This window comes from Nocardia sp. NBC_00508 (genome assembly GCF_036346875.1).
Classification (GTDB): Bacteria; Actinomycetota; Actinomycetes; order Mycobacteriales; family Mycobacteriaceae; genus Nocardia.
In genome coordinates, this window is the sequence record NZ_CP107852.1 from 1,228,886 (window position 1) to 1,249,128 (window position 20,243).

20 protein-coding genes are annotated in these 20,243 nt (G+C 68.3%); 7 read left to right on the forward strand and 13 right to left on the reverse strand.

Going from position 1 to position 20,243, the window contains the following annotated elements:
- Positions 1-55 precede the first annotated feature (55 nt).
- The 4 genes from rarD to OHA40_RS05420 all read left to right on the forward strand — a co-directional run bounded on the left by rarD (position 56) and on the right by OHA40_RS05420 (position 2,323).
- Positions 56-946 carry an EamA family transporter RarD gene (rarD, locus tag OHA40_RS05405; RefSeq protein ID WP_330234054.1) on the forward strand — a complete coding sequence of 297 codons (891 nt, stop codon included), beginning with the start codon at positions 56-58 and terminating at the stop codon, positions 944-946.
- A 95-nt stretch (positions 947-1,041) separates the two neighbouring features.
- On the forward strand, positions 1,042-1,296 hold the full coding sequence (locus tag OHA40_RS05410; protein ID WP_330231967.1) for a type II toxin-antitoxin system Phd/YefM family antitoxin: 255 nt from the start codon (positions 1,042-1,044) through the stop codon (positions 1,294-1,296).
- Positions 1,293-1,685 (forward strand): type II toxin-antitoxin system VapC family toxin, encoded by a 393-nt coding sequence (locus OHA40_RS05415; protein ID WP_330234055.1) that lies wholly within the window; start codon positions 1,293-1,295, stop codon positions 1,683-1,685. Before OHA40_RS05410 ends, OHA40_RS05415 begins: the two co-directional genes overlap by 4 nt.
- 131 nt (positions 1,686-1,816) lie before the next feature.
- On the forward strand, positions 1,817-2,323 hold the full coding sequence (locus OHA40_RS05420) for a PaaI family thioesterase (protein WP_330231968.1): 507 nt from the start codon (positions 1,817-1,819) through the stop codon (positions 2,321-2,323).
- A 179-nt stretch (positions 2,324-2,502) separates the two neighbouring features.
- Here the strand turns inward: OHA40_RS05420 and OHA40_RS05425 are convergent, their stop codons facing one another.
- Positions 2,503-3,048, reverse strand: a complete 546-nt coding sequence (locus OHA40_RS05425; RefSeq protein WP_330231969.1) for a hypothetical protein — start codon at positions 3,046-3,048, stop codon at positions 2,503-2,505.
- 150 nt (positions 3,049-3,198) lie between these two features.
- Positions 3,199-4,608 (reverse strand): DNA polymerase IV, encoded by a 1,410-nt coding sequence (locus OHA40_RS05430; protein ID WP_330231970.1) that lies wholly within the window; start codon positions 4,606-4,608, stop codon positions 3,199-3,201.
- Between the two features lie 26 nt (positions 4,609-4,634).
- On the opposite strand from OHA40_RS05430, the gene OHA40_RS05435 reads away from it, so the two are divergent.
- Both OHA40_RS05435 and OHA40_RS05440 read left to right on the forward strand, forming a co-directional pair.
- Positions 4,635-4,811, forward strand: coding sequence for a hypothetical protein (locus OHA40_RS05435; RefSeq protein WP_330231971.1), 177 nt, complete (start codon positions 4,635-4,637; stop codon positions 4,809-4,811).
- Positions 4,812-5,085: 274 nt separating this feature from the next.
- Positions 5,086-5,973: a UTP--glucose-1-phosphate uridylyltransferase gene (locus tag OHA40_RS05440; RefSeq protein WP_330231972.1), complete on the forward strand. Its 888-nt coding sequence runs from the start codon at positions 5,086-5,088 to the stop codon at positions 5,971-5,973.
- Between the two features lie 189 nt (positions 5,974-6,162).
- Here the strand turns inward: OHA40_RS05440 and OHA40_RS05445 are convergent, their stop codons facing one another.
- The 7 genes from OHA40_RS05445 to OHA40_RS05475 form a co-directional block, all read right to left on the reverse strand.
- Complete coding sequence (locus OHA40_RS05445; protein ID WP_442943930.1) at positions 6,163-6,708, reverse strand: C40 family peptidase; 546 nt, start codon at positions 6,706-6,708, stop codon at positions 6,163-6,165.
- A 396-nt stretch (positions 6,709-7,104) separates the two neighbouring features.
- Complete coding sequence (ileS, locus tag OHA40_RS05450) at positions 7,105-10,239, reverse strand: isoleucine--tRNA ligase (protein ID WP_330231973.1); 3,135 nt, start codon at positions 10,237-10,239, stop codon at positions 7,105-7,107.
- A gap of 285 nt (positions 10,240-10,524) precedes the next feature.
- Positions 10,525-10,725: a hypothetical protein gene (locus tag OHA40_RS05455; protein ID WP_330231974.1), complete on the reverse strand. Its 201-nt coding sequence runs from the start codon at positions 10,723-10,725 to the stop codon at positions 10,525-10,527.
- 77 nt (positions 10,726-10,802) lie between these two features.
- Positions 10,803-11,657: a DivIVA-like cell division protein Wag31 gene (wag31, locus tag OHA40_RS05460; RefSeq protein ID WP_330231975.1), complete on the reverse strand. Its 855-nt coding sequence runs from the start codon at positions 11,655-11,657 to the stop codon at positions 10,803-10,805.
- A 69-nt stretch (positions 11,658-11,726) separates the two neighbouring features.
- Entirely contained in the window at positions 11,727-12,029 is a 303-nt protein-coding gene (locus OHA40_RS05465; RefSeq protein ID WP_039797136.1) for a YggT family protein, read from the reverse strand.
- 89 nt (positions 12,030-12,118) lie between these two features.
- On the reverse strand, positions 12,119-12,901 hold the full coding sequence (locus OHA40_RS05470; RefSeq protein WP_330231976.1) for a cell division protein SepF: 783 nt from the start codon (positions 12,899-12,901) through the stop codon (positions 12,119-12,121).
- 187 nt (positions 12,902-13,088) lie between these two features.
- On the reverse strand, positions 13,089-13,853 hold the full coding sequence (locus OHA40_RS05475; RefSeq protein WP_330231977.1) for a YggS family pyridoxal phosphate-dependent enzyme: 765 nt from the start codon (positions 13,851-13,853) through the stop codon (positions 13,089-13,091).
- 307 nt (positions 13,854-14,160) lie between these two features.
- Between OHA40_RS05475 and OHA40_RS05480 the strand changes: the two genes are divergently transcribed.
- Positions 14,161-15,363: an IS110 family transposase gene (locus OHA40_RS05480; RefSeq protein ID WP_330228174.1), complete on the forward strand. Its 1,203-nt coding sequence runs from the start codon at positions 14,161-14,163 to the stop codon at positions 15,361-15,363.
- A 168-nt stretch (positions 15,364-15,531) separates the two neighbouring features.
- On the opposite strand, the gene pgeF is transcribed toward OHA40_RS05480, so the two are convergent.
- The 4 genes from pgeF to murC form a co-directional block, all read right to left on the reverse strand.
- The gene (gene pgeF / locus OHA40_RS05485; RefSeq protein ID WP_330231978.1) at positions 15,532-16,260 is read right to left on the reverse strand and encodes a peptidoglycan editing factor PgeF; all 729 of its coding nucleotides are present in this window, start codon (positions 16,258-16,260) and stop codon (positions 15,532-15,534) included.
- Positions 16,261-16,476: 216 nt separating this feature from the next.
- Entirely contained in the window at positions 16,477-17,721 is a 1,245-nt protein-coding gene (gene ftsZ, locus OHA40_RS05490) for a cell division protein FtsZ (RefSeq protein ID WP_330231979.1), read from the reverse strand.
- Between the two features lie 345 nt (positions 17,722-18,066).
- Positions 18,067-18,741: a cell division protein FtsQ/DivIB gene (locus OHA40_RS05495; RefSeq protein ID WP_442944026.1), complete on the reverse strand. Its 675-nt coding sequence runs from the start codon at positions 18,739-18,741 to the stop codon at positions 18,067-18,069.
- 54 nt (positions 18,742-18,795) lie between these two features.
- Positions 18,796-20,235, reverse strand: a complete 1,440-nt coding sequence (gene murC / locus OHA40_RS05500) for a UDP-N-acetylmuramate--L-alanine ligase (RefSeq protein ID WP_330234057.1) — start codon at positions 20,233-20,235, stop codon at positions 18,796-18,798.
- Between the last annotated feature and the right edge of the window lie 8 nt (positions 20,236-20,243).

Below are 20,243 nucleotides of genomic sequence, written 5' to 3' on the forward strand. Positions count from 1 at the left end.
AACTAGTTTCGTCTTCGTGCGGCGAAGCAGGTCCATCCCCGGTGTGGTGTTCGGCATGAGCGCGTTCTTCCTCTGGGGACTTTTCCCCGCGTTCTTCGGGTTGCTGGCGTTCGCCGACGCGGGCGAGGTGGTGGCACAGCGGATCGTCTGGACGCTCGTCCTGGTGCTCGCGGTACTCGCGGCGAGCGGGCGACTGCGCGAGCTGCGCGGTATCAGCGGCCGAACCTGGCGGCTGGCCGCCGTCGCCTCGGCCGCGATCGCGCTCAACTGGGGTGTGTACGTGTACGGCGTCACGTCGGGCCACATCGTCGAGTGCGCGCTCGGGTACTTCATCAACCCGCTGGTCACCGTCGCGTTCGGCGTGCTGATCTTCCGCGAGCGGTTGACCGGCGCCCAGTGGGCCGCTCTCGCCCTCGGCGCGACGGCGGTGGCCGTGCTCACCGTCGACTACGGCAGGCCGCCGGTCATCGCCCTGACGCTGGCCTGTTCCTTCGCCACCTACGGTCTGGTGAAGAAGGTGATCCCGCTGGACGCGCTGCGCGGCATCGCCGCCGAGGGCATTGTCGCCGCGCCGTTCGCGCTGGCCTTCGCGATCGGTCTCGCGGTCACCGGGTGCAGCGAATTCGCCTCCAGCCCAGGTCATCTCGCGCTGATGATGGCGACCGGACCGGTCACCCTCGTCCCCCTGCTGCTGTTCGCCGTCGCGGCCCAACGGGTCGCGCTGTCCACCATGGGCCTCCTGCAGTACCTCACGCCCGCGCTACAGATGACCTGGGGCGTCGCCATCGCGCACGAGCCGATGCCCGCCTCTCGCTGGGCCGGTTTCGCGCTGATCTGGACCGCACTGGCGATCTTCACCACCGACGCGCTGCTGCGGACCCGCCGCCTCCGGCGCACGCGGGGCGACGTCGTTACCGAACCGCCCATGCGCCCGAGCGGCGCGTAACCCGCACGCCGAGCGGGGCACTCGGTGGCGCCTGGAACTCGACAAATCCTCCGCGCAGTACTGCTACAGCTGTAGCAGAGAGCTACACTTGTAGCATGAGTTCGCTCCCAGCTCGCGACTTGCGGAATCACACCGCCGAGGTGCTGCGACGTGTCGAGGCCGGTGAGGAGATCGAAATCCTCAAGGACAACCGGCCGGTCGCGAAGATCATCCCACTGCCCCGGCGCCGACAGTGGATGCCCGCTTCGGAAGTCATCCGCGAACTGCTCCGCCTCGGCCCGGACACCACCGGCCTGCGGCAGGAGTTGCGTGAGACATTGACCGAAACGACGGACGACCTGCCGTGGTGACCACCGAGCGCGCATTGGCGGACACGTCGATATTCATCGGTCTCGAGGCAGATCGATTCGATCCGGCCAGGTTCGAGGGATACGAATGGGGCGTCTCGGTAATCACTCTCGGTGAATTACGTCTCGGCGTCCTGCACGCCACCGACCCTGAGACATCGGCCCGCAGGTTGTCGACCTACCAGTTGGCACAGCGATTCCAGCCGCTGGAAGTGGACGAGACCGTCGCGGAATGTTGGGCGCTGCTGGTGTCCCGTCTACGGGCCGCCGGGCGCAAAGTCCCGATCAATGACAGCTGGATCGCGGCCACCGCCCTGGCACAGGGCATACCGATCGTGACTCAGGATGGCGACTACGACGCGATGCCGGGCCTCGAGGTGATCAAGGTGTGAGGTGCGGCACCGAAGAGGCCGCGCTAAGGCGTTGTCAGCGGACATGCAAGACGTTGCAGTGTCGGAAATAGTCGCGAAGGTGTCGGATCCGACACTGTTGCCCAGCCGGGCAGCCCTCGTAGCGTCGACCTATGACAGCGGCCCAACCTCTTCGCTCCGGCACCCGCACCTGGGGGCCACGTTCCGCGACGACCCCCGACATCCGGGGCATGAGCGGCCGGGAGATCCTGCAGGAAGCGCTCGAAGGACGATTTCCGGATGCCCTGATCCTGAGCGCGCTCGGCTTCCGGCTGGCGCAGGTCGGCGATGGGACGGTGGTGTTCGAGGGCGAGCCCGGTGATCATCTGCTCGACCCGATGGCCGGGGTGCACGGCGGCTTCGTGACGACCCTGCTCGAAGCAGCCCTTGGTGCGGCGGTGATGACGAGGCTGCCCGGCGGGACGCGATCCACCTCGGTCCAGATCGGCATCCATGTGCACCGGGCCGTGCGCACCGACACGCGGACGCTGCGTTGTGAGGGCACCGCGATCCACGTCGGGCCCACCACCGCCAGCGCGGAAGCGCGCCTGGTCGGCGTCGAGGACGGCGACCTCTACGCGCACGCCACCGCGACGTGCGCGGTCCTGCGAATGATCTAGCGTGCGGGCCTGCGGATTTCCGCGACCGCTCGAATCGCACCGTGGCGCGGAGTGATTCGCGAAGACGGGTCGGCCCCCGGATTCACCCCGGTGGCCGACCCGACCGATTTCGCGGACTACGCGGCTGTCTCGCCTCGGCCCGGCGCGGGCGGTAGACGGACTTCGTCCGACCGCGACTTCTAGGCGCAGGCCGCCGACTGCTGGCCCAGGTTGGTGAGCATGGTGCAGGCCCAGGCCTTCTGGATCTTCCACTTGCCGTTGTCGGCGACGAACGGCACGTCGACGATGTTCTCCTGGCCGTTCAGGGTGAACTTGGCCTTGGCGTTCACGCTGTCGCCGAACGAGGTGACATCGGTGACCTCGATCTTCACGTCGGCGCCGGACGCGGCCTGGGACAGGCGCTCCGGCAGCGTCGGATCGGCTTCGGCCCCTTGGACGTTGTCCAGCTTCTCGGTGGCCGGAACCGTCGGGTCCAGCGCACGCGAGAGCGCGGTGTTCAGCTCCGCGACGGTCGGGACCGGCGGCAGGTTCGCGCTCGCGGTCGCCGACGCCTTGGCGCTGGTCGACGTCTTGGCGGCGGGCTTGCTGTCCTTGTCGTCGCTGCCGCACGCGGTCATGCCCAGCGCGGCGACGATGGCCAGGCCGGCGATCGCGATGCGTCCAGTCTTACGAAGCTTCAACTGCTCGTCCTTTGCGTTCGAGAGGTCCGTGTCGTGTTCCACCATGGCAGCCCCCATCCGAAACGGCGACGCTGCACGAGGCCCAAGGCTACCGGCACCGGGCACCACCGGCCGGATCCACACGGCACCGACGGATGTCGTCGGCAGCGAAAGTACGCGTCCGACCGGGCGATGTCGAGTCGGCCGCCTGGTCGGTCAGAGCAGACTCCCCAGCGGATCGGCCCGCGCGAGCGCGGCGTCGCCGGACGCGAAGGTGCGCGCGGGACCCGGACCGGTCGAACGGGTTTCGAAGCGAACGGTGACCACGCCCAACCCCGCGCCCTGCACCCAGCCGTGACCGTGCTCGGGATGCGTCACGTCCAGGCCGGGATGCCAGACGGTGACCGGCAGGGTGGACTGCGCGGCACCACTCTGGTCGTCGGGCAGCATCGGCTCGGGCTCCGGTTCCGCCGCGGGGAGGTCGGCGACCGGGCCGCGATCGAGTTCGGGAAACAGCGATTCCTGGCGGACCGTGGACAAACCGCCGTAGCTCACCCCGACCAGCCGGATCGGGCCGAGGTCACGTGGGTCGAGAGCCGAGCGCTGCGCGGCGGCGGCGAGAGTGGCCAGGTCCTCGGTCGCATAGGGCAGAGTGAAGGAGCGGGTGACGATGCACATATCGGACTTCTTCAGCTTGAGCACCACGGTGCGGGCGGCGCGCCCGTCACCGACCAGGCGCCGATGCGCCGCCGCGGCCATGTCCTCGATGGCCGGGCGCAGTTGGGCCAGGGTGACGATATCGGCTTCGTAGGTGGTCTCGGCGCTGATCTGCTTGGCCTCGGTGCGCTCGGCGACCGGCCGGTCGTCGATGCCACGCGCGAGCCGATGCAGCGCGGCGCCCACGCTGCCGCCGAGAATCGACATCGCCTCGGATTCCGGCAGGGCCGCGAAGGCGCCCACGGTCTCGATGCCGAGCGTGCGCAATCTGCTCTCCGCGACCGGCCCGATCCCCCATAGTTTGCGGACCGGGAGCCCGGCCAGCAAATGCGGCTGCTCGACCGGCGAAATCACCCGGACCCCATCGGGTTTGGCCAGATTGGACGCGATCTTGGCCAGCTGCTTTCCGGTGCCCGCGCCGACCGAGGCGGTCAGCCCGGTGCGTTCGCGCACCAACGCGCGCAGTTCTTCGCAGAACGCGTGCACCCGCGCCACCGTCGCGCCCGCCAGCTCGGCGGGCTCGCCGAACGCCTCGTCGAACGACAGCGTCTCCAGTACCGGGATCCGGCGGCGCAGCACGTCGAAGACCTGTCCGCTGACCACCCCGTAAACGGCGCCGCGCGGTGGCACCACCACCGCGGTGACGCCGACCAGCCTGCGCGCCTGATGCATCGGCATCGCCGAGCGCGCGCCGAACACCCTCGCCTCATAACTGGCTCCGGCCACCACGCCGCGCCCGCCGGTCCCGCCGACCAGCACCGGCCGCCCGCGCAGCGTCGGCCTGGTCAGCTGCTCGACCGAGGCGAAGAACGCGTCCATATCGATGTGCAGAACCCAGCGCCGGGCCGTGCTGTCCGCGGCGGCGAGCACGGGCGGATGCCCTCCGTTCACCGCTGTCGCGCCGTACATTGTCTGGACCATGGATCACCGGTGACATGCTCGCCGGACGTAGCCCTCCGGATCGCAGGCGTGGCCACGCGCTCAACTATCCCGGCGACGGTCGCCTCTCCGGTACACACGGCAGCAATGTACGCCCGGCCACCGACATGTCCTCGCATGTGGTGACGCTGCACGCCGGGCACGAGCAGACGCAGGCTGCGGAGTACGGCTAGCGTGCTAATCGCTCGTTTTCGAGCGAAGCTTTTCAGGGCGCACGAGAGCGGTGCAGTTGCCGCCCGACGCAACCCGTCGGCCCAACTCACGCTTTCGAGCGCAGCGAGACCGAGCATTACTGTTCGCGGCCCGGCTCGCGTCCGAGTGGCCGCCGCGTCCGCGACGAAGTCGCTAGCGGCGGTCGCTCGGACGCGAGCCATAAGGGGGCCGCGAACACGCAGCGCCGCAGGCGCTGCAATTAGATGCAGCCTTCGGTATGTGATGATCGGACCCATGAGTATCCGCAAGGCCGTCATCCCGGCCGCCGGTATCGGCTCCCGGCTGCTTCCGCTGACCAAGGCGATCCCCAAGGAGATGCTGCCGGTCGGTGACAAGCCGGTGATCGAGCACACGGTCCGCGAGCTGGTCGCCTCGGGCATCACCGACATCACCATCGTGGTCAGCGGCGGAAAATCATTGATCCAGGATCACTTCCGCCCCAACCCGGCGCTGGTGGCCCAGCTACGCGCGGACGGAAAGACCGCCTTCGCCGACGCGGTCGAGGAGGTCGGCGAGCTGTCCCGGCTCGGCCACATCACCTACCTCGACCAGCACGGCCCGTACGGCAACGGCACCCCGGTGCTCAACGCCGCCCGCAATCTCGGCGACGAGCCGATGCTGGTGCTGTGGCCCGACGACGTGTTCGTGGCCGAGGTGCCCCGCGCCCAGCAGCTCATCGACGCCTACGAGGCCACCGGAGCGCCCGTCCTGGCGCTGATGCCGATGGACCCGGCCGACTCACAGCGCTACGGCGTGCCGGTGGTGGCCGACGACCACGGCAACGGCCTGCTGCGCATCACCGGATTGCGCGAGAAGCCGAAGCCGAAAGACGCGCCGTCGTCTTTCGCCGCGATCGGCGGCTACGTGGTCACGCCCGGAATCATCGACGAGCTGCGCGCCCAGACCGATGCGTGGTACGAGCACCGCACCGGGGAGGTGTACCTCACCGACGCGATCAACGTGCACGCCGCGAACAACTCGGTGTTCGGCCAGGTGATCCGCGGCCGCTGGTACGACACCGGCAATCCGGCCGACTACCTGGTCGCGCAATTCGCGTCCGCGCTGGCGCATCCGCAGTACGGCCCACTGCTGCGCACCCTCGCCGACGGCCTCGACGACTGACGAACGTCCGGGCAACGGCTAGCCGGTCCGCCGGCTGTGCGATCGCCGATTGCGCTCGGCGGCGCTGCCACACGGACTTCCCGTCGCCGAGCTGTAGCCCGACGCTTCGCCATGTTCCTGTCGAGCAGGTGCGTTCGCTGACCAGCAAACCAGCGCGCCATGCCCACGGCGACGCCGAGCGCGGTGCGGTCAGAAGCGGCGAATGGCGTAGATGTCGAATTGCTTGAGAGGGGTGAAGCCGACCGGCACACCCGAGCCATAGGCATTCAGCACCTGGCCCATACCGGCGTAGATGCCGACGTGCGAACCGTCCTGGTTCAGCACCACCACATCGCCGGGCATGAGAATGGCCCGCGGGACCGGGGTGCCCACCTTGGCCTGCTGCCAGGTCGTGCGCGGAAGTTTCACCCCGGCCTGCCGGAACGCCCACTGCACCAGACCCGAGCAGTCCCAGCTGAACGGTCCGGTACCGCCCCACTCGTATGGTTTGCCGAGCTGTGTCGTCGCCGCCGCCAGCGCCAAGAGTCCGGTCGCACTGGGCACCGGCAGCGGTATCCCCGCCGAGCCGCTGGTAGCACTGCCGGGACTGATGCCGGACGCCGACCCGGATCCATTGCCCAGCCCGAAGCCGGAGGCGCTGCCGGTGTCGCACCAGGCGGTCCCGGCGAGCATGAGAGTCGCGATGATCGATAGCAAGAATCCGAGTGCGGTACGGCGCAATGGTCTGCTCGGCACGTGCTCGTCCCTTCGTAGCCCGATTGTCGGGGGCGCCGTTCGGCGACCCTGGCTAACGCACGGCACCAGCAGCGCCATCGAAGGAGAGCGGCCGGTGACCGTGCCTGGCGCATGCGCGCCGGACGCGACGAAGTACAGCTAGGGCACATCACTATCGAAACTGCTGCCCCAGGAGTCACCTCCGCACCAGCAGCAACATCGCCGATTCTCTCCCGAGGTTCGGTCAAATGGGAGAAATCAGCAAATTCTCAGCATGTGATCCATATCTCTCATTTGACGCGTTTCGGACCCGCTCAGAAAGGGAACAGAAGTACGATTTCGCAGTTCGGAAACCCTCGGAACAGCAGTCGGGGCGGGACCGTTCGGTCCCGCCCCGACTCGCCCGGAATCCAGCGCTCAGGCCTTGGTGACCTTCGCCCGCACACCACCCACGAGATCGGCGGCCTCCGGGCCCGCGTCGCCGAAGGTCAGTGTGGTGGCGAGGATCTCGCCCGCGATCAGGTCGCGATGGCTCTCGGCCCACGCGGCCCGGTCGGCGGGAACCTCCAAGACCACGGTGATGCGGTCGGACACGTCCAGACCGGAGGACTTCCTGGTCTCCTGGAGATCGCGGATCAGGTCGCGCGCCCAGCCCTCGGCCTCCAGTTCCTCGGTGACCACGGAATTCAGCACCACCAGGCCCGCGTTGCCGGGCAGCGCGGCGGTCGACTCCGGCTCGGCGGCGACCAGGCGCTGGGTGTATTCCTCGGGCAGCAGAGCGATTCCGGCGGCCTGGACCAGGCCGTCGGCGTCCTCGGCCCACTCCCCTGCCTTGACCGCCTTGATCACCGTCTGCACGTCCTTGCCCAGACGTGGACCCGCGGCGCGGGCGTTGACCACCAGCTCGAAACGGCCGTGCACGTCCACGTCGGTGGTCAGGTCCACCTTCTTGACGTTGACCTCGTCGGCGATGATGTCGGTGAACGGCGCCAGCCGCTCGGCGTCGGCCGCCGCGATGGTGACCTCGGCCAGTGGCAGCCGCACCCGCAGATTCTGCGCCTTGCGAAGGCTCAGCACCGTCGAACACACCACGCGCACCTCGTCCATGGCGGCGACCAGCTCCGGATCGTCCGGCAGCTCGCCTTCCTTCGGCCAGTCGGCCACGTGCACCGAATCGCCACCGGTCAGCCCGCGCCAGATCACCTCGGTGATCAGCGGCAGCAACGGCGCCGCCAGTCTTGTGACCACCTCGAGCACCGTGTGCAGGGTGTCCACCGCGGCACGGTCCTCGCTCCAGAACCGCGACCGCGACCGGCGCACGTACCAGTTGGTCAACGCATCGGCGAACGCGCGCAACTCCTCGCAGGCGCCCGCGATGTCGTAGACCTCCATCGCCTCGGTGATGACATCTCTGGTCTGCGCCAGCTTCGCCAGGATGTAGCGGTCCAGCACGTGCGGCGAATCCGTCCGCCATGTCCCCGGCTCGGTCGCGTAGAGCTGCAGGAAGGTCCAGGCGTTCCACAGCGGCCGCAGCGCGTGGCCGACGCCCTCGCGGATGCCGCGCTCGGTGACGATGAGGTTGCCGCCGCGCAGGATCGGCGAACTCATCAGGAACCAGCGCATGGCGTCGGAGCCGTCCCGGTCGAACACCTCGTTCACATCCGGGTAGTTGCCCTTGGACTTGCTCATCTTCAGCCCGTCGTCGCCGAGCACGATGCCGTGCGCGGCAACGGTATCGAAAGCCGGGGCATCGAATAGTGCGGTCGCGAGCACGTGCAGCGTGTAGAACCAGCCGCGGGTCTGCCCGTTGTACTCGACGATGAAATCACCGGGGAAGTGGCTGTCGAACCACTCTTTGTTCTCGAACGGGTAGTGCACCTGGGCATACGGCATCGAGCCGGACTCGAACCAGCAGTCCAGCACCTCGGGCACCCGGCGCATGGTGGAGTCTCCGGTCGGGTCGTCGGGGTTCGGCCGGGTGAGCTCGTCGATCATCGGACGGTGCAGATCGGTCGGGCGCACGCCGAAGTCGCGTTCCAGTTCGTCCAGCGAGCCGTACACGTCGACGCGCGGATAGGCCGGATCGTCGGACACCCACACCGGGATGGGGCTGCCCCAGTAGCGGTTGCGGCTGATGTTCCAGTCCCGCGCACCCTCCAGCCACTTGCCGAACTGGCCGTCGCGGATGTGCTCGGGCACCCAGGTGATCTGCTTGTTCAGCTCGACCATCCGTTCCCGGAACTTGGTGACCGCGACGAACCAGGACGGCACGGCCATGTAGATCAGCGGTTGCCCGGAGCGCCAGCTGTGCGGGTAGGAGTGCTCGATCGTCTCGTGCCGCAACAGCTTTCCCGCGGCCTTGAGATCCTTGATGATCACCGGGTTGGCGTCGAATACCATCAGGCCCTCGTACGGCGGGACCATCGAGGTGAACTTGCCACCCGGATCCAGCGGCTGCACCAGCTCGATGCCGTGCGAGCTCGCGACCTCCATGTCCTCCTCACCGAAGGCCGGTGCGAGGTGCACGATGCCGGTACCGGAGTCGGTGGTGACATAGTCGGCGTTCAGCACGCGGTGCGCGTTCGGGTGCCCGGCGAAGAAGTCGAACGGCGGCTCGTAGCGCAGCTCGGCCAGCGCGGCGCCGAGATGCTCCGACAGCACTTCCGGTTCCTCGCCGAATTCGCGGGCGTAGTGCGACACACGTTCGGCGGCAACCAGGTACCGCTTTCCGTCCTTGCCCCGCAGGTGCACATAGGTGAACTCGGGATGCACCGCGATCGCCAGGTTCGACGGCAGCGTCCACGGCGTGGTGGTCCAGATCAGTGCGTTGGCACCGTCGAGTTCGTGCAGCGGATGCTCGGCCGGTACCCGCAGCGCCATGTCGACGGTGACCGCCGGGTCCTGACGCATCTTGTACGCGTCGTCGAGGCGGGTCTCCTGATTCGACAGCGGCGTCTGCTCGTACCAGCTGTAGGGCAGCACCCGGAAGCCCTGATAGATCAGGCCTTTGTCGTAGAGCGACTTGAACGCCCACATCACCGACTCCATGAAGTCGGTGTCGAGTGTCTTGTAGTCGTTGTCGAAGTCGACCCAGCGGGCCTGACGCGTCACATAGTCGCGCCATTCCCCGGTGTAGCGCAGCACCGAGGATTTGCAGGCCGCGTTGAATTCCGCGAGCCCCATCGCGTCGATCTGTGATTTGTCCGTGATACCGAGCTGCTTTTCGGCTTCGATTTCCGCAGGCAATCCGTGGCAGTCCCAACCGAATCGCCGTTCCACCCGCTTACCGCGCATGGTCTGGAAACGTGGGACGACGTCCTTGACGTATCCGGTGAGCAAATGTCCGTAATGCGGCAGACCGTTGGCAAAGGGCGGGCCGTCGTAGAAGACGAACTCCGCTGCGCCGGAACGGTTTTCGATGCTGGAGCGGAAGGTGTCGGCGGCCGCCCACGCGTCGAGCACGCGGCGCTCCATCTCGGGGAACGACGTCCCGTTGCCGACGCCCAGGTCGACGCGCGGGTACGCGCTGTTGCTGGAAGTGTGGTCCGCCATGGCGGATGCGTCTCCTCGTGCCGTGTCTCGTTGGCACGGGGACGATGCCGGCGCCCGGTGCGCCGAAACCGCGGTACCACCCCGCTTGTCCGGCAGCACGCCGGACCTCTCATTCGCGAGCTGTGACGGGCTCACCCGTTCGGTTCTACTGAGCGCCCGGCCCGAGGCCGTGCCGCCGTTCTTCCGAAGGCTCCCCGGTGATAGCCGGATCGACGCGGTATTCAGGTTTGATTCTAGCCAGCGCGGTCAACTCAGTTTGCGAGGCCGGTCAGCGCGCGGCCGCCTTCACCGTTTGGCATGACGACCAGGAGGCGGCGGGACATCACTATCCGGCCTCCGCATGGACAGGGCACTCACCAGTAAGAGCACAGCACCGATGACGCACACGACGATGCACCCCCACGCCCAGATCACAGATCCCGTGGTGAGCGCGGCCACGAGCAGGGCGAAGCCGATCGCGGCAAGGACGAGTGTCAAGACGAGCATGATGACCCCCAAGGCATGCCGGGCGGCTCGACCGATCCCCTAGCGGTGGATGGACCGCTGCGCTGGGTCGCGTCGTGCTACTTGCCGCCCTTGGCGAACGAGGCGGGCGCGAGGTTGTTCGCCGTGTTGGCGTCGACGAACGCTTCGCCGCCGTCGACCGGGACGGCCGAGCCGCGGTTCTCCAGCTCCTCGAGCTGCGACTCCAGGTACGACTTCAACCGCACCCGGTATTCCCGCTCGAACGTCTTGAGCTGCTCGATCCGGCTCTCCAGCACGCTGCGCTGCTGGGTGATGGTCGCCATGATCTCGGTGTGCTTGCGCTCGGCATCGGCCTGCAGCGCGTCGGCCTTCTCCTTGGCCTGGCGCAGCTGGCTGTCCGAGCGGGTCTGCGCGTCCGACAGCAGCGCGTCCGACTTCTGGCGGGCGTCGGCGATCATGGCCTCCGACCGGGTGCGGGCGTCGCCCACCAGTCGCTCGGAATTCGCCCTGGCATTCGACAGCAAGCCCTCCGCTTCGGCCTTGGCGTCGCTGGTCAGCCGATCCGCCATCTCCTGGGCGAGGCTGAGCACCTTGGCCGCCTGCAGATTCGCATCCGCGCTCGCGTCCTTGGCCATCGGCGCGGCGGGCATCGGGGCCGGCGGCGCGGCGGGGACCGGCGGCTTGATCGGCTCCGGCTGCGGCGGGGGAGCCTGCGGCACCTGCGCTTTCACGGTGCTCGCCACGGCGGGGCCGCGGTTCTTCTTGGCGTCGGCCAGTTCCGCATCGAGTTCGGCGACCCGCTGGCGCAGATCGGCGTTCTCCTCGATCAGACGCGAGAGCTCCTGCTCCACGAGATCCAGGAACGCGTCGACTTCATCCTCGTTGTAGCCGCGCTTCCCGATCGGCGGTTTGCTGAACGCGACGTTGTGCACATCGGCTGGGGTCAGCGGCATGGAAGGATCCCTTCACGCGTCTTTTGGAGATCTAGCAGATCTAGCAAGCTGTCTACTCGGCCCATTCTGTCACACCGGAGCTACCGGCTGTCCGAGCCTGCCCACGATCGACATCAGGATGAACACGATGAAAAGCAGCACCATTATCGACAGATCCAGGCGAATTCCCCCCAACGACACCGGGGGGATCAACCGCCTCAGGAGTTTCACCGGAGGGTCGGTGATCGTGAAGATCACCTCCAGGACGACGACCACGACACCGGTAGGACGCCAGTCTCGGGCAAAGCTACGGATGAACTCGACGATCACCCGGCTGATCAGCAACAGCCAGAAGATGAACAGTACGAAGTACAGCACCGCGAACAAGGCCACGAGTTCACTCTGCCGTAAAAATCGCTTCGCGCAAAATGACCGCGCCCCAGGACGTGCGACCGGTCTGCTCCACCCCCCAGATCACGAGCTTATTTCTGGTTGTAGAAGCCGGTTTCCGCGATACGTCTGCGTTCTTCGGCTGATACGTCGACATCCGCCGGTGAGAGCAGGAACACTTTCGTCGCCACCTTGTCGAACGATCCGCGCAGCGCGAAGGCCAGACCCGCGGCGAAGTCGACCAGCCGCTTGGCGTCGGCGTTGCTCAGATCCACCAGGTCCATGATCACCGGGTTGCCCTCACGGAAGCGCTCGCCGATGATCCGAGCCTCGCTGTAGTCGCGCGGGCGCAGCGTCGTGATCTTGGACAAGGGGCCTCCGTCCTCGAAGATCCCGGGCCGCCGCACCGGGGCGGGCTCGGGACGCACGCGCTCCTCCAGCCTGCGCTCCTCGGCGTCGGGATCGACGGCGAGCGCGCCACGGGTGGCACCGCGCAGCGTCGGCGCGCTCCCGCCCGCCCGGAACCGGCCCGATGGGCCGGAGTCGATCCGGGTGGGGCGCCGCGGCGCCTCGTAACGATCGTCGCCGTACGGCTCGTCGGCGTAGTCGTCGCGTCGTGACACCGAGTATCCCGCCTTGTAGGGCGACTTGTAGGCGGGCTCGGGGTAGTCGACGTCGTCGAAACGGTCTGCGCCGTACCGATCTTCGCCATAGCGGTCGGCATAGCCGTCGCGCTCGGAGTAGTCACGGGGCCGGGGCCGACGAGCGCCACGGTCGTCCACCCCGCGGGGGGCACGATCGTCGACGTAGTCGTCTTCGTAATCCTCGAGCGGAACCATGCCGAAGTACGCCTTGAACTTGTGCAGCGTGCTCATGACCGCGCCTCGCTGTCGCGCGGCTCCGTCATGACCACGTTCGTGGCTGCGTCGATTACTCGCTCGCTGCGCTCGCTCATTCTGGTCGACCTTCCTTCGGCCCCGGTGGCGGCCGGGTGTTGAAGTCTTGCTCAGCCCTCTTCAGTTCCCAGCATATGTGTCGAATGTGACTGATGAGGTTTCTTTGCTACGCCGAGGTTATCGGTCGCGCACCCATCAAGGCGGTACCGACACGCACAACCGTCGCACCGTGTTCGATTGCGGATTCCAGATCTCCGGACATTCCCGCGGAAAGTTCTGTCGCATCCGGATGATCGGCGAGCAACCGAGTGTGCAACGTCGCAAGTCGTGCAAATGCCGCATCAGACTCAGCCCCCAGGGGCGGAATCGCCATCAGACCCGACAAACACAATCCCGGCGCGGCAGCTACCTGTTCGGCGAGCGCGGCGAGATCGCCCGACGCGACACCGCCGCGCGAGGGGTCGTCATCCAGGCTCACCTGGAGCAACACCCGGACCGGTTCGGTACGGTCCCCCGCCTCCAGCGCGGCCAGCGCACCGGCGTCCAGTGCGGTTGCCAGGCGTTCGCTGTCGACCGAGTGGACGGTCTGCGCCCAGCGGGCCACCGCCCGTGCTTTGTTCCGCTGCAGCCGCCCGATCATGTGCCAGCGGATGCCGGAGAGGTCTTCCTCACGCAGTGCCGCCACCTTGGCGGCAGCCTCCTGCTCCCGCGACTCCCCGAACTCGCGCCGACCGAGCCGGTGCAGGATCGCCACGTCGGAGGCGGGGAAGAATTTCGTCACCGGCAGCAGCCGCACCGTCTCCGCCGCCCGTCCCGTCCCGCGACAGGCCGCGTCGATCCGCGCGAGCAGGCCCGACAGATTGCCGGACAGTTCAGCTGTCCGGACCGCGAGCGCTCGGCTCACCGCCGCGGTTTCGGCCCCGGCGGTCATGCCCGCGCCCCGCCGGCGCCCAGCTCCGGCATGACCGCCTCGGTGGCTGTGTCCATCGTTCGCTCGCTCATTGGGGCACCATCCCTTCTGCAGCCCGAACAGTTAGGGTTGTTGTCTCTCGGTTCCGGTGGGTGCATGGCCTTCGTCGCGTGCCATTTGATGGCCAGCATGAGTTCTGCCAGCCCCACCGGGCCGAGGGCCGCGGACCGGCGTCAGGGACATGCCCCGCAGAGGGCCGATCAATGAGCTTCCGGCGGCGGCCCTCGCTTCCGAGGAGGCAGTTCATCGACCTCGAGGGAGCACACCTGTGGCGTTCGCCGGCTGGGACTGGGGCAGCACCACTCACGACGTGACCGTGATCGACGATGCCGGTGGCAAGATCGAACGCTTCCCGGTGCCGCATACTGAAGACGGCATCGCTCGCGCGTTGGCACGGCTGGCCTGCTACGGCGGGCCCGGTGAGTTGCCGGTGGCAATCGAGACCACCCGCGGGCTGGTCGTGGACCGGCTGCTGACCGCCGGGCATCCGGTGATTCCGGTGCACCCCAACGCTTTTCATGCCGCTCGCCCCCGTTGGGGCGCCGCCCGCGCCAAGAACGATCCCGGCGATGGGTTCAAGCTGGCCGACTACGCCCGCACCGACGGCCACCGGCTGCCGGTACTGGCCCCGACCCTGCCGCAAACGCTCGAACTGCAGGCATTGACCCGTCAGCGCGGCGACCACCTGGGCATGCGCATCGCCGCGGTCAATCAACTCGCCGCGCTGCTGGACACGCACTGGCCCGGAGGCAGGACGATCTTCGCCAGCCTGCACTCGCCGATCGCGCTGGCGTTCCTGGACCGCTACCCGAGCCCGCAGGCCGCTGCTGGGCTCACCGCGGCCCGCCTCGAGGCGTTCTGCCGCCGCCACCACTACAGCGGCCGCCGTCCCGGCACCGAGCTGCTCGCCCGGCTGCGCGAGGCACCCACATCGGCCAGCAGGCTCGGCGAGCCGGTCATCGCGCAGCTGGTCCGCGCCCAGACCGGGCTCGTCCGCTCGATCCAAACCAGCATCGACGCACTCGACGCCGTGATCGCCGACGCTCTCGCCGCACACCCCTACGCCAGATTGCTGGCCGATCTGCCCCGCGTCGGCACACTGAACCTGGCCCAGATCATCGGCGAGGTCGGCCCAATCCTGGAGCGCGCCAACAGCTTCGATCAACTCGCCGCCGAAACCGGCATCGCCCCGGTCACCCGCTCCTCCGGCAAAATCCACACCGTCGCCTTCCGCCACGCCACCAACCAGCGAGCCAGACAAGCCTTGGTGACCTGGATCGACAACAGCCGCCGCGCCAGCGACTGGGCAGACCAGCGCTACACCGCCGCCCGCGCCCGCGGCCAACGACACCCCCACGCCATCCGCACCCTCGGCCGCGCCTGGCTGCGCATCATCTGGGCTTGCTGGCGCACCAAAACCTGCTACGACCCCACCAAAAAACAACCGACTCAACAACCGATCGCCGCATAGGGGTTGACTCAGGGAACTCATGCCTGCGCCTCGCTGACGCTCGGCTCCAGCACGAGCGAGTGCTCGGCTGTGTCCATTGTTCGCTCGCTGCGCTCGCTCATGCCTGCGCCTCGCTGACGCTCGGCTCCAGCACGAGCGAGTGCTCGGCTGTGTCCATTGTTCGCTGCCTCATGCGGTGGCCTCCATCCAGATCACCCCGCCGATCCGGCCGGTCGGTGCGCCGCGGCGATGGCTGAACAGCGTGCGGTCCTCGATGGTGCAGCGGGGGTCCACGGCGATCCCGGTGATCCCGGCCTCCCTGAGCTGGCGGGAAATGCCCGCACGCAGATCGAGACCGGGAGTTCCACGAACAGTCGTGGTCGCGCTGCCCGGCAGGTGTGCTTCGACATCGTCGCGCATCGCGGCGGGGACCTCGTATTGACGGCCGGACGCGGCGGGCCCGAGAAAGGCGCCGACGCGATCCAGGCGCGCGCCTGCCGACACCATCGCCTCCAGCACGCGCGGCACGATGCCGATGCGGGCGCCGACGCGCCCGGCGTGCACCGCGGCGATCACGCCGACCTCGTCGTCGGACAGCAGGATCGGCACGCAGTCGGCGGAGAGCACGACGAGCGCGAGGCCGGGCACGGTGGTCACGAGAGCGTCGGTCGCGGGCACCGGCTCGGCGCGCGGGCCGTCGACGATTTCGACGTTGCGGCCGTGGATCTGTTCCATCCAGACCAGGCGCTCGGGCAGCAGGCCGATCCCGTCCGCCAGCCGATCCCGGTTCCGCCGCACCGCGGCGGGATCGTCGCCCACGTGGTCGCCGAGGTTGAACGAGTCGTAAGGCGGCGCCGAGTAGCCACCGGCCCTGGTCGTGGTGACCCGTCGAACGGTCGTAGTCGGCACAACAGTCATGCCGACGAGCCTAACGGCGGTCGGCGAACGGTGACGGAATGCCCAGGTCGAGGCCGAAACATCCCCCGAAAGGCGGCGGATCCCGCCGAGTGCCCGATCACGCCGGGCGAGGCCGTGCAGCTGTGTCGTCGAAATCGCTTGTCAGTAACCGCAGTCCGTCCGGCGTCGGCCGGAACGGCCACTCGGTCCCGGCCTGCGCCGGAACCGAGCCGGCCTTCAGCCCCTGCGCATGAACGATGGCACGTCGACGTCGTCGTCATCGTCGCCGGCGTCCGGCGGCGTGATGTTCGATCGCGGGGTGGTCGTGGCGGTCGGCTCGGCCAAGGTGCGCGGCCGCTCGGCGTCCCGGTAACTCGGCACCGCGCCGCGGCCGGAGGTGCTGGTGCCGGAGGTACTCGCCGAGCTGTCGGTTCCGCGAGCCGCGATCTCGCCGACGCTGCGGTGCCCGAGCTCACCCGAGCGCGCCGAACCGATGGTCCCCCGGCTCGCGGTGTCGAAGGTGCGCCGGGCAGGCCCGCCGCCGTCGAAGCCCGCCGCGATCACGGTGACCCGCACTTCGTCGCCGAGCGAGTCGTCGATCACGGTGCCGAAGATGATGTTGGCCTCGATGTGCGCGGCCTCCTGCACCAGAGACGCCGCCTCGTTGATCTCGAACAGACCCAGGTCCGAGCCGCCCGCGATGGACAGCAGCACCCCGTGCGCGCCGTCCATGGACGCCTCCAGCAGGGGCGAATTGATCGCCGACTCGGCCGCCTTCACCGAGCGGCCCTCGCCGCGCGCCGAACCGATACCCATCAGCGCGCTGCCCGCGCCGGACATCACGCTCTTGACGTCGGCGAAGTCGACATTGATCAGACCGGGGGTGGTGATCAGGTCGGTGATGCCCTGCACACCGTTGAGCAGCACCTCGTCGGCGGAACGGAAGGCGTCCATCAGGCTCACCGCCGCGTCGCCGAGCTGCAGCAGCCGGTCGTTCGGAATGACGATCAGCGTGTCGCACGACTCGCGCAGCAAGTTGATGCCCACCTCGGCCTGGTTGCCGCGCCGCTTGCCTTCGAACGAGAACGGGCGCGTGACCACGCCGATGGTGAGCGCGCCGAGCTTGCGCGCGATCTGCGCGACGACCGGGGCGCCCCCGGTGCCGGTGCCACCGCCCTCGCCCGCGGTCACGAAGACCATGTCGGCGCCCTTGAGCACCTCTTCGATCTCGTCCTTGTGGTCCTCGGCCGCCTTGCGGCCGACCTCCGGGTCCGCGCCGGCCCCTAGACCGCGGGTCAGCTCCCGGCCGACGTCGAGCTTGACGTCGGCATCGCTCATCAGCAGCGCCTGGGCGTCGGTGTTGACCGCGATGAACTCGACACCTTTGAGTCCCTGCTCGATCATCCGGTTGACGGCATTCACACCGCCGCCGCCGATACCGACGACCTTGATCACCGCAAGGTAGTTGTGCGGGGGCGTCATGGGCTCTCGCCTTCCTTCGATCTAAAGCCTGTCGTTTCCGGATTCTCGGCACGCCGCGTTCCGACCCGGTCCGGGTCGGGTCGCTGGAGTGAGCGAACCGCGGCTCGGGGCAACCCTAAAGCTCAACCATAGGGTTAGCATTATGTCAAGTATCCAACTGCTGCGGAACGCTATTCGCAGCCGCCGCGATACGCGCGCAGGCGCGCCGAAACGAAAGCCAGAATCTTGCGTGATCCCGCTCGTCTCGCCGCTCCACACGTCGTATGGTGAACGGTTGCCCCCGCCCCATCCTCGATGCCGGAACCGCTGCCGGATCGAAAATTCCCTGGGCGCAATGGGTGTGGATCACTTTACCGTGACCAGATTGGGACTCGAAACATCGAACACCGTTCCGGGGCGCGTCAGCAGCGGCAACACGACCGCCGACTTCCGCTCGCCGTCGCTCGTCCCGCCCCAGAGTACCGTGCGCCCGTCCTTCAGATTCAGGGAAATATCCGAAATGGACCGTGCCACAATCTCGTCCACCTGAATGGCCAGCGCGGGCGGGACAATGGCGAGCACCGACACCGCGGCGCCGGTCATCGGATCCGCGCCGCCAGGATGATCGGTGATCAACTTCGGCACACCGATCGGCGCGGGCTCGATCGCGAATTCCACTCCCTCCGCGTCGAGCAGATGCGCGCCCTCGGGGCTGTCATAGAACACCACCGGAACGCGCTCGACGACCGTAACCCGAACCGTGGACGGGAAAACCCGCTGCACTCGCGCCGTCCGCACCTTCGGAATGCTCACCACCCGCCGCGCGATCGCGGTGGTGTCGGTGCGCAGCATGGAGCGGCCGGAGGGGATTTCGAGCAGATCGCGTACCTGTTGTTCGGGCACCGACACCGCTCCCTCGATCCGCACGGTACGCACCGACAGCACCGGTGTGTACCAGGCGACGACCCCGACCGCGGCAAGGACACACACGGTCAGCAATCCCCACAACCGAATTCGGCCCCATGCCGGCCCGGCGAACAGATCACTCACGCGGCGCCCGGCCCCGGGCGCCGACCCGACCCCGCGCACGCCGGGTCACCGTCCGTGCTGGGGCCGCGCCCGGAGTCCGTCGAGAATCTGACCACCGAGCATCGTCACGTCACCGGCGCCCATGGTGATCACCACGTCGCCCGGCAGCGCCAACCCCGCGACCTGACGGCCGACCCGGGACATATCCGGCTGGTAGTGCACCGGTTTCGTGACCGACTGCGCGACCAGCGCGCCGTTCACGCCGGGCAGCGGCTTCTCCCGCGCGCCGTAGACGTCGAGCACGACGACCTCGTCGGCCAGACTCAGGGCGGCGCCGAACTCCTGGGCGAAGGTGGCGGTTCGGCTGTAGAGGTGTGGTTGGAAGACCACGATGACCCGTCCCTGCCGGGATCGAGCGCCGTCGCGCGCCTCCTGCTGGACCAGCTCGGCCGCGGCGCCGAGCACGGCACGCACTTCGGTGGGGTGGTGGGCGTAGTCGTCGAAGACCCGCACGCCGTTCTCCCGTCCGGCGAACTGGAACCGCCGGTGCACGCCCCCGAAACCCTCCAGACCCTGGATGATCTCACCCACGTCGGCTCCGGTAGCACAGGCGGCGAGCAGGGCGCCCAGCGCGTTGAGCGCCATGTGCCTGCCTGGCACCGAAAGCCGCACGGTGCGCGGCGCGGCCTCGTCGGCGAGCTGGAACTGTGCGATACCGCCGACGTCACGCGGCTCCCAACTGTGCAGCCGGGCGCCCACCGGGACCGGCGCGTCGGCGATCTCGCCGGATCCGTACCCGAGCACCCGCACGTTCTTCTCCGCCAAACGCGTGCCGACTCGCTCGGCCAGCGCCCGCGAGCCCGGATCGTCCAGGCACACCACCAGCAGGCCACCGGGGGCCAGCCGGTCGGCGAAGTCGTCGAAGACCTGCACGTAGGCTTCGTCGGAGCCGAAGAAATCCAAGTGGTCGGATTCGATGTTGGTGACCACCGCGACGTCCGGGTCGTACTGCAGCAGCGACCCGTCACTCTCGTCGGCCTCGGCAACGAAGATGTCGCCGGTGCCGTGGTGGGCATTGGTGCCCGCCTCGTTCAACTCGCCGCCCACCGCGAACGACGGGTCGGCCCCGCAGTGCTGCAGCGACACGATGAGCATCGAGGTGGTCGAGGTCTTGCCGTGCGTGCCGGAGACGAGCAGCGTGCGGTGGCCCTGCATCAGCGCGGCCAGCACGGTGGGGCGCAGCAGCACCGGGATGTCGCGCCGGTTGGCCTCGACGAGTTCCGGATTGGTCTTCGGGATGGCCGCGTAGGTGGTGACCACCGCGGTCGGGCCGCCGGTCAGCAGGTCGAGAGCGGTCGCGTCGTGCCCGATCCGCACCTGCGCGCCGCGCGCCCGCAGCGCGAGCACACCGCGGCTCTCCTTGGCATCCGATCCCGACACCGCGCCGCCGCGGGCAAGCAGGATCCGGGCGATGCCCGACATCCCGGCCCCGCCGATACCGACCATGTGCACGC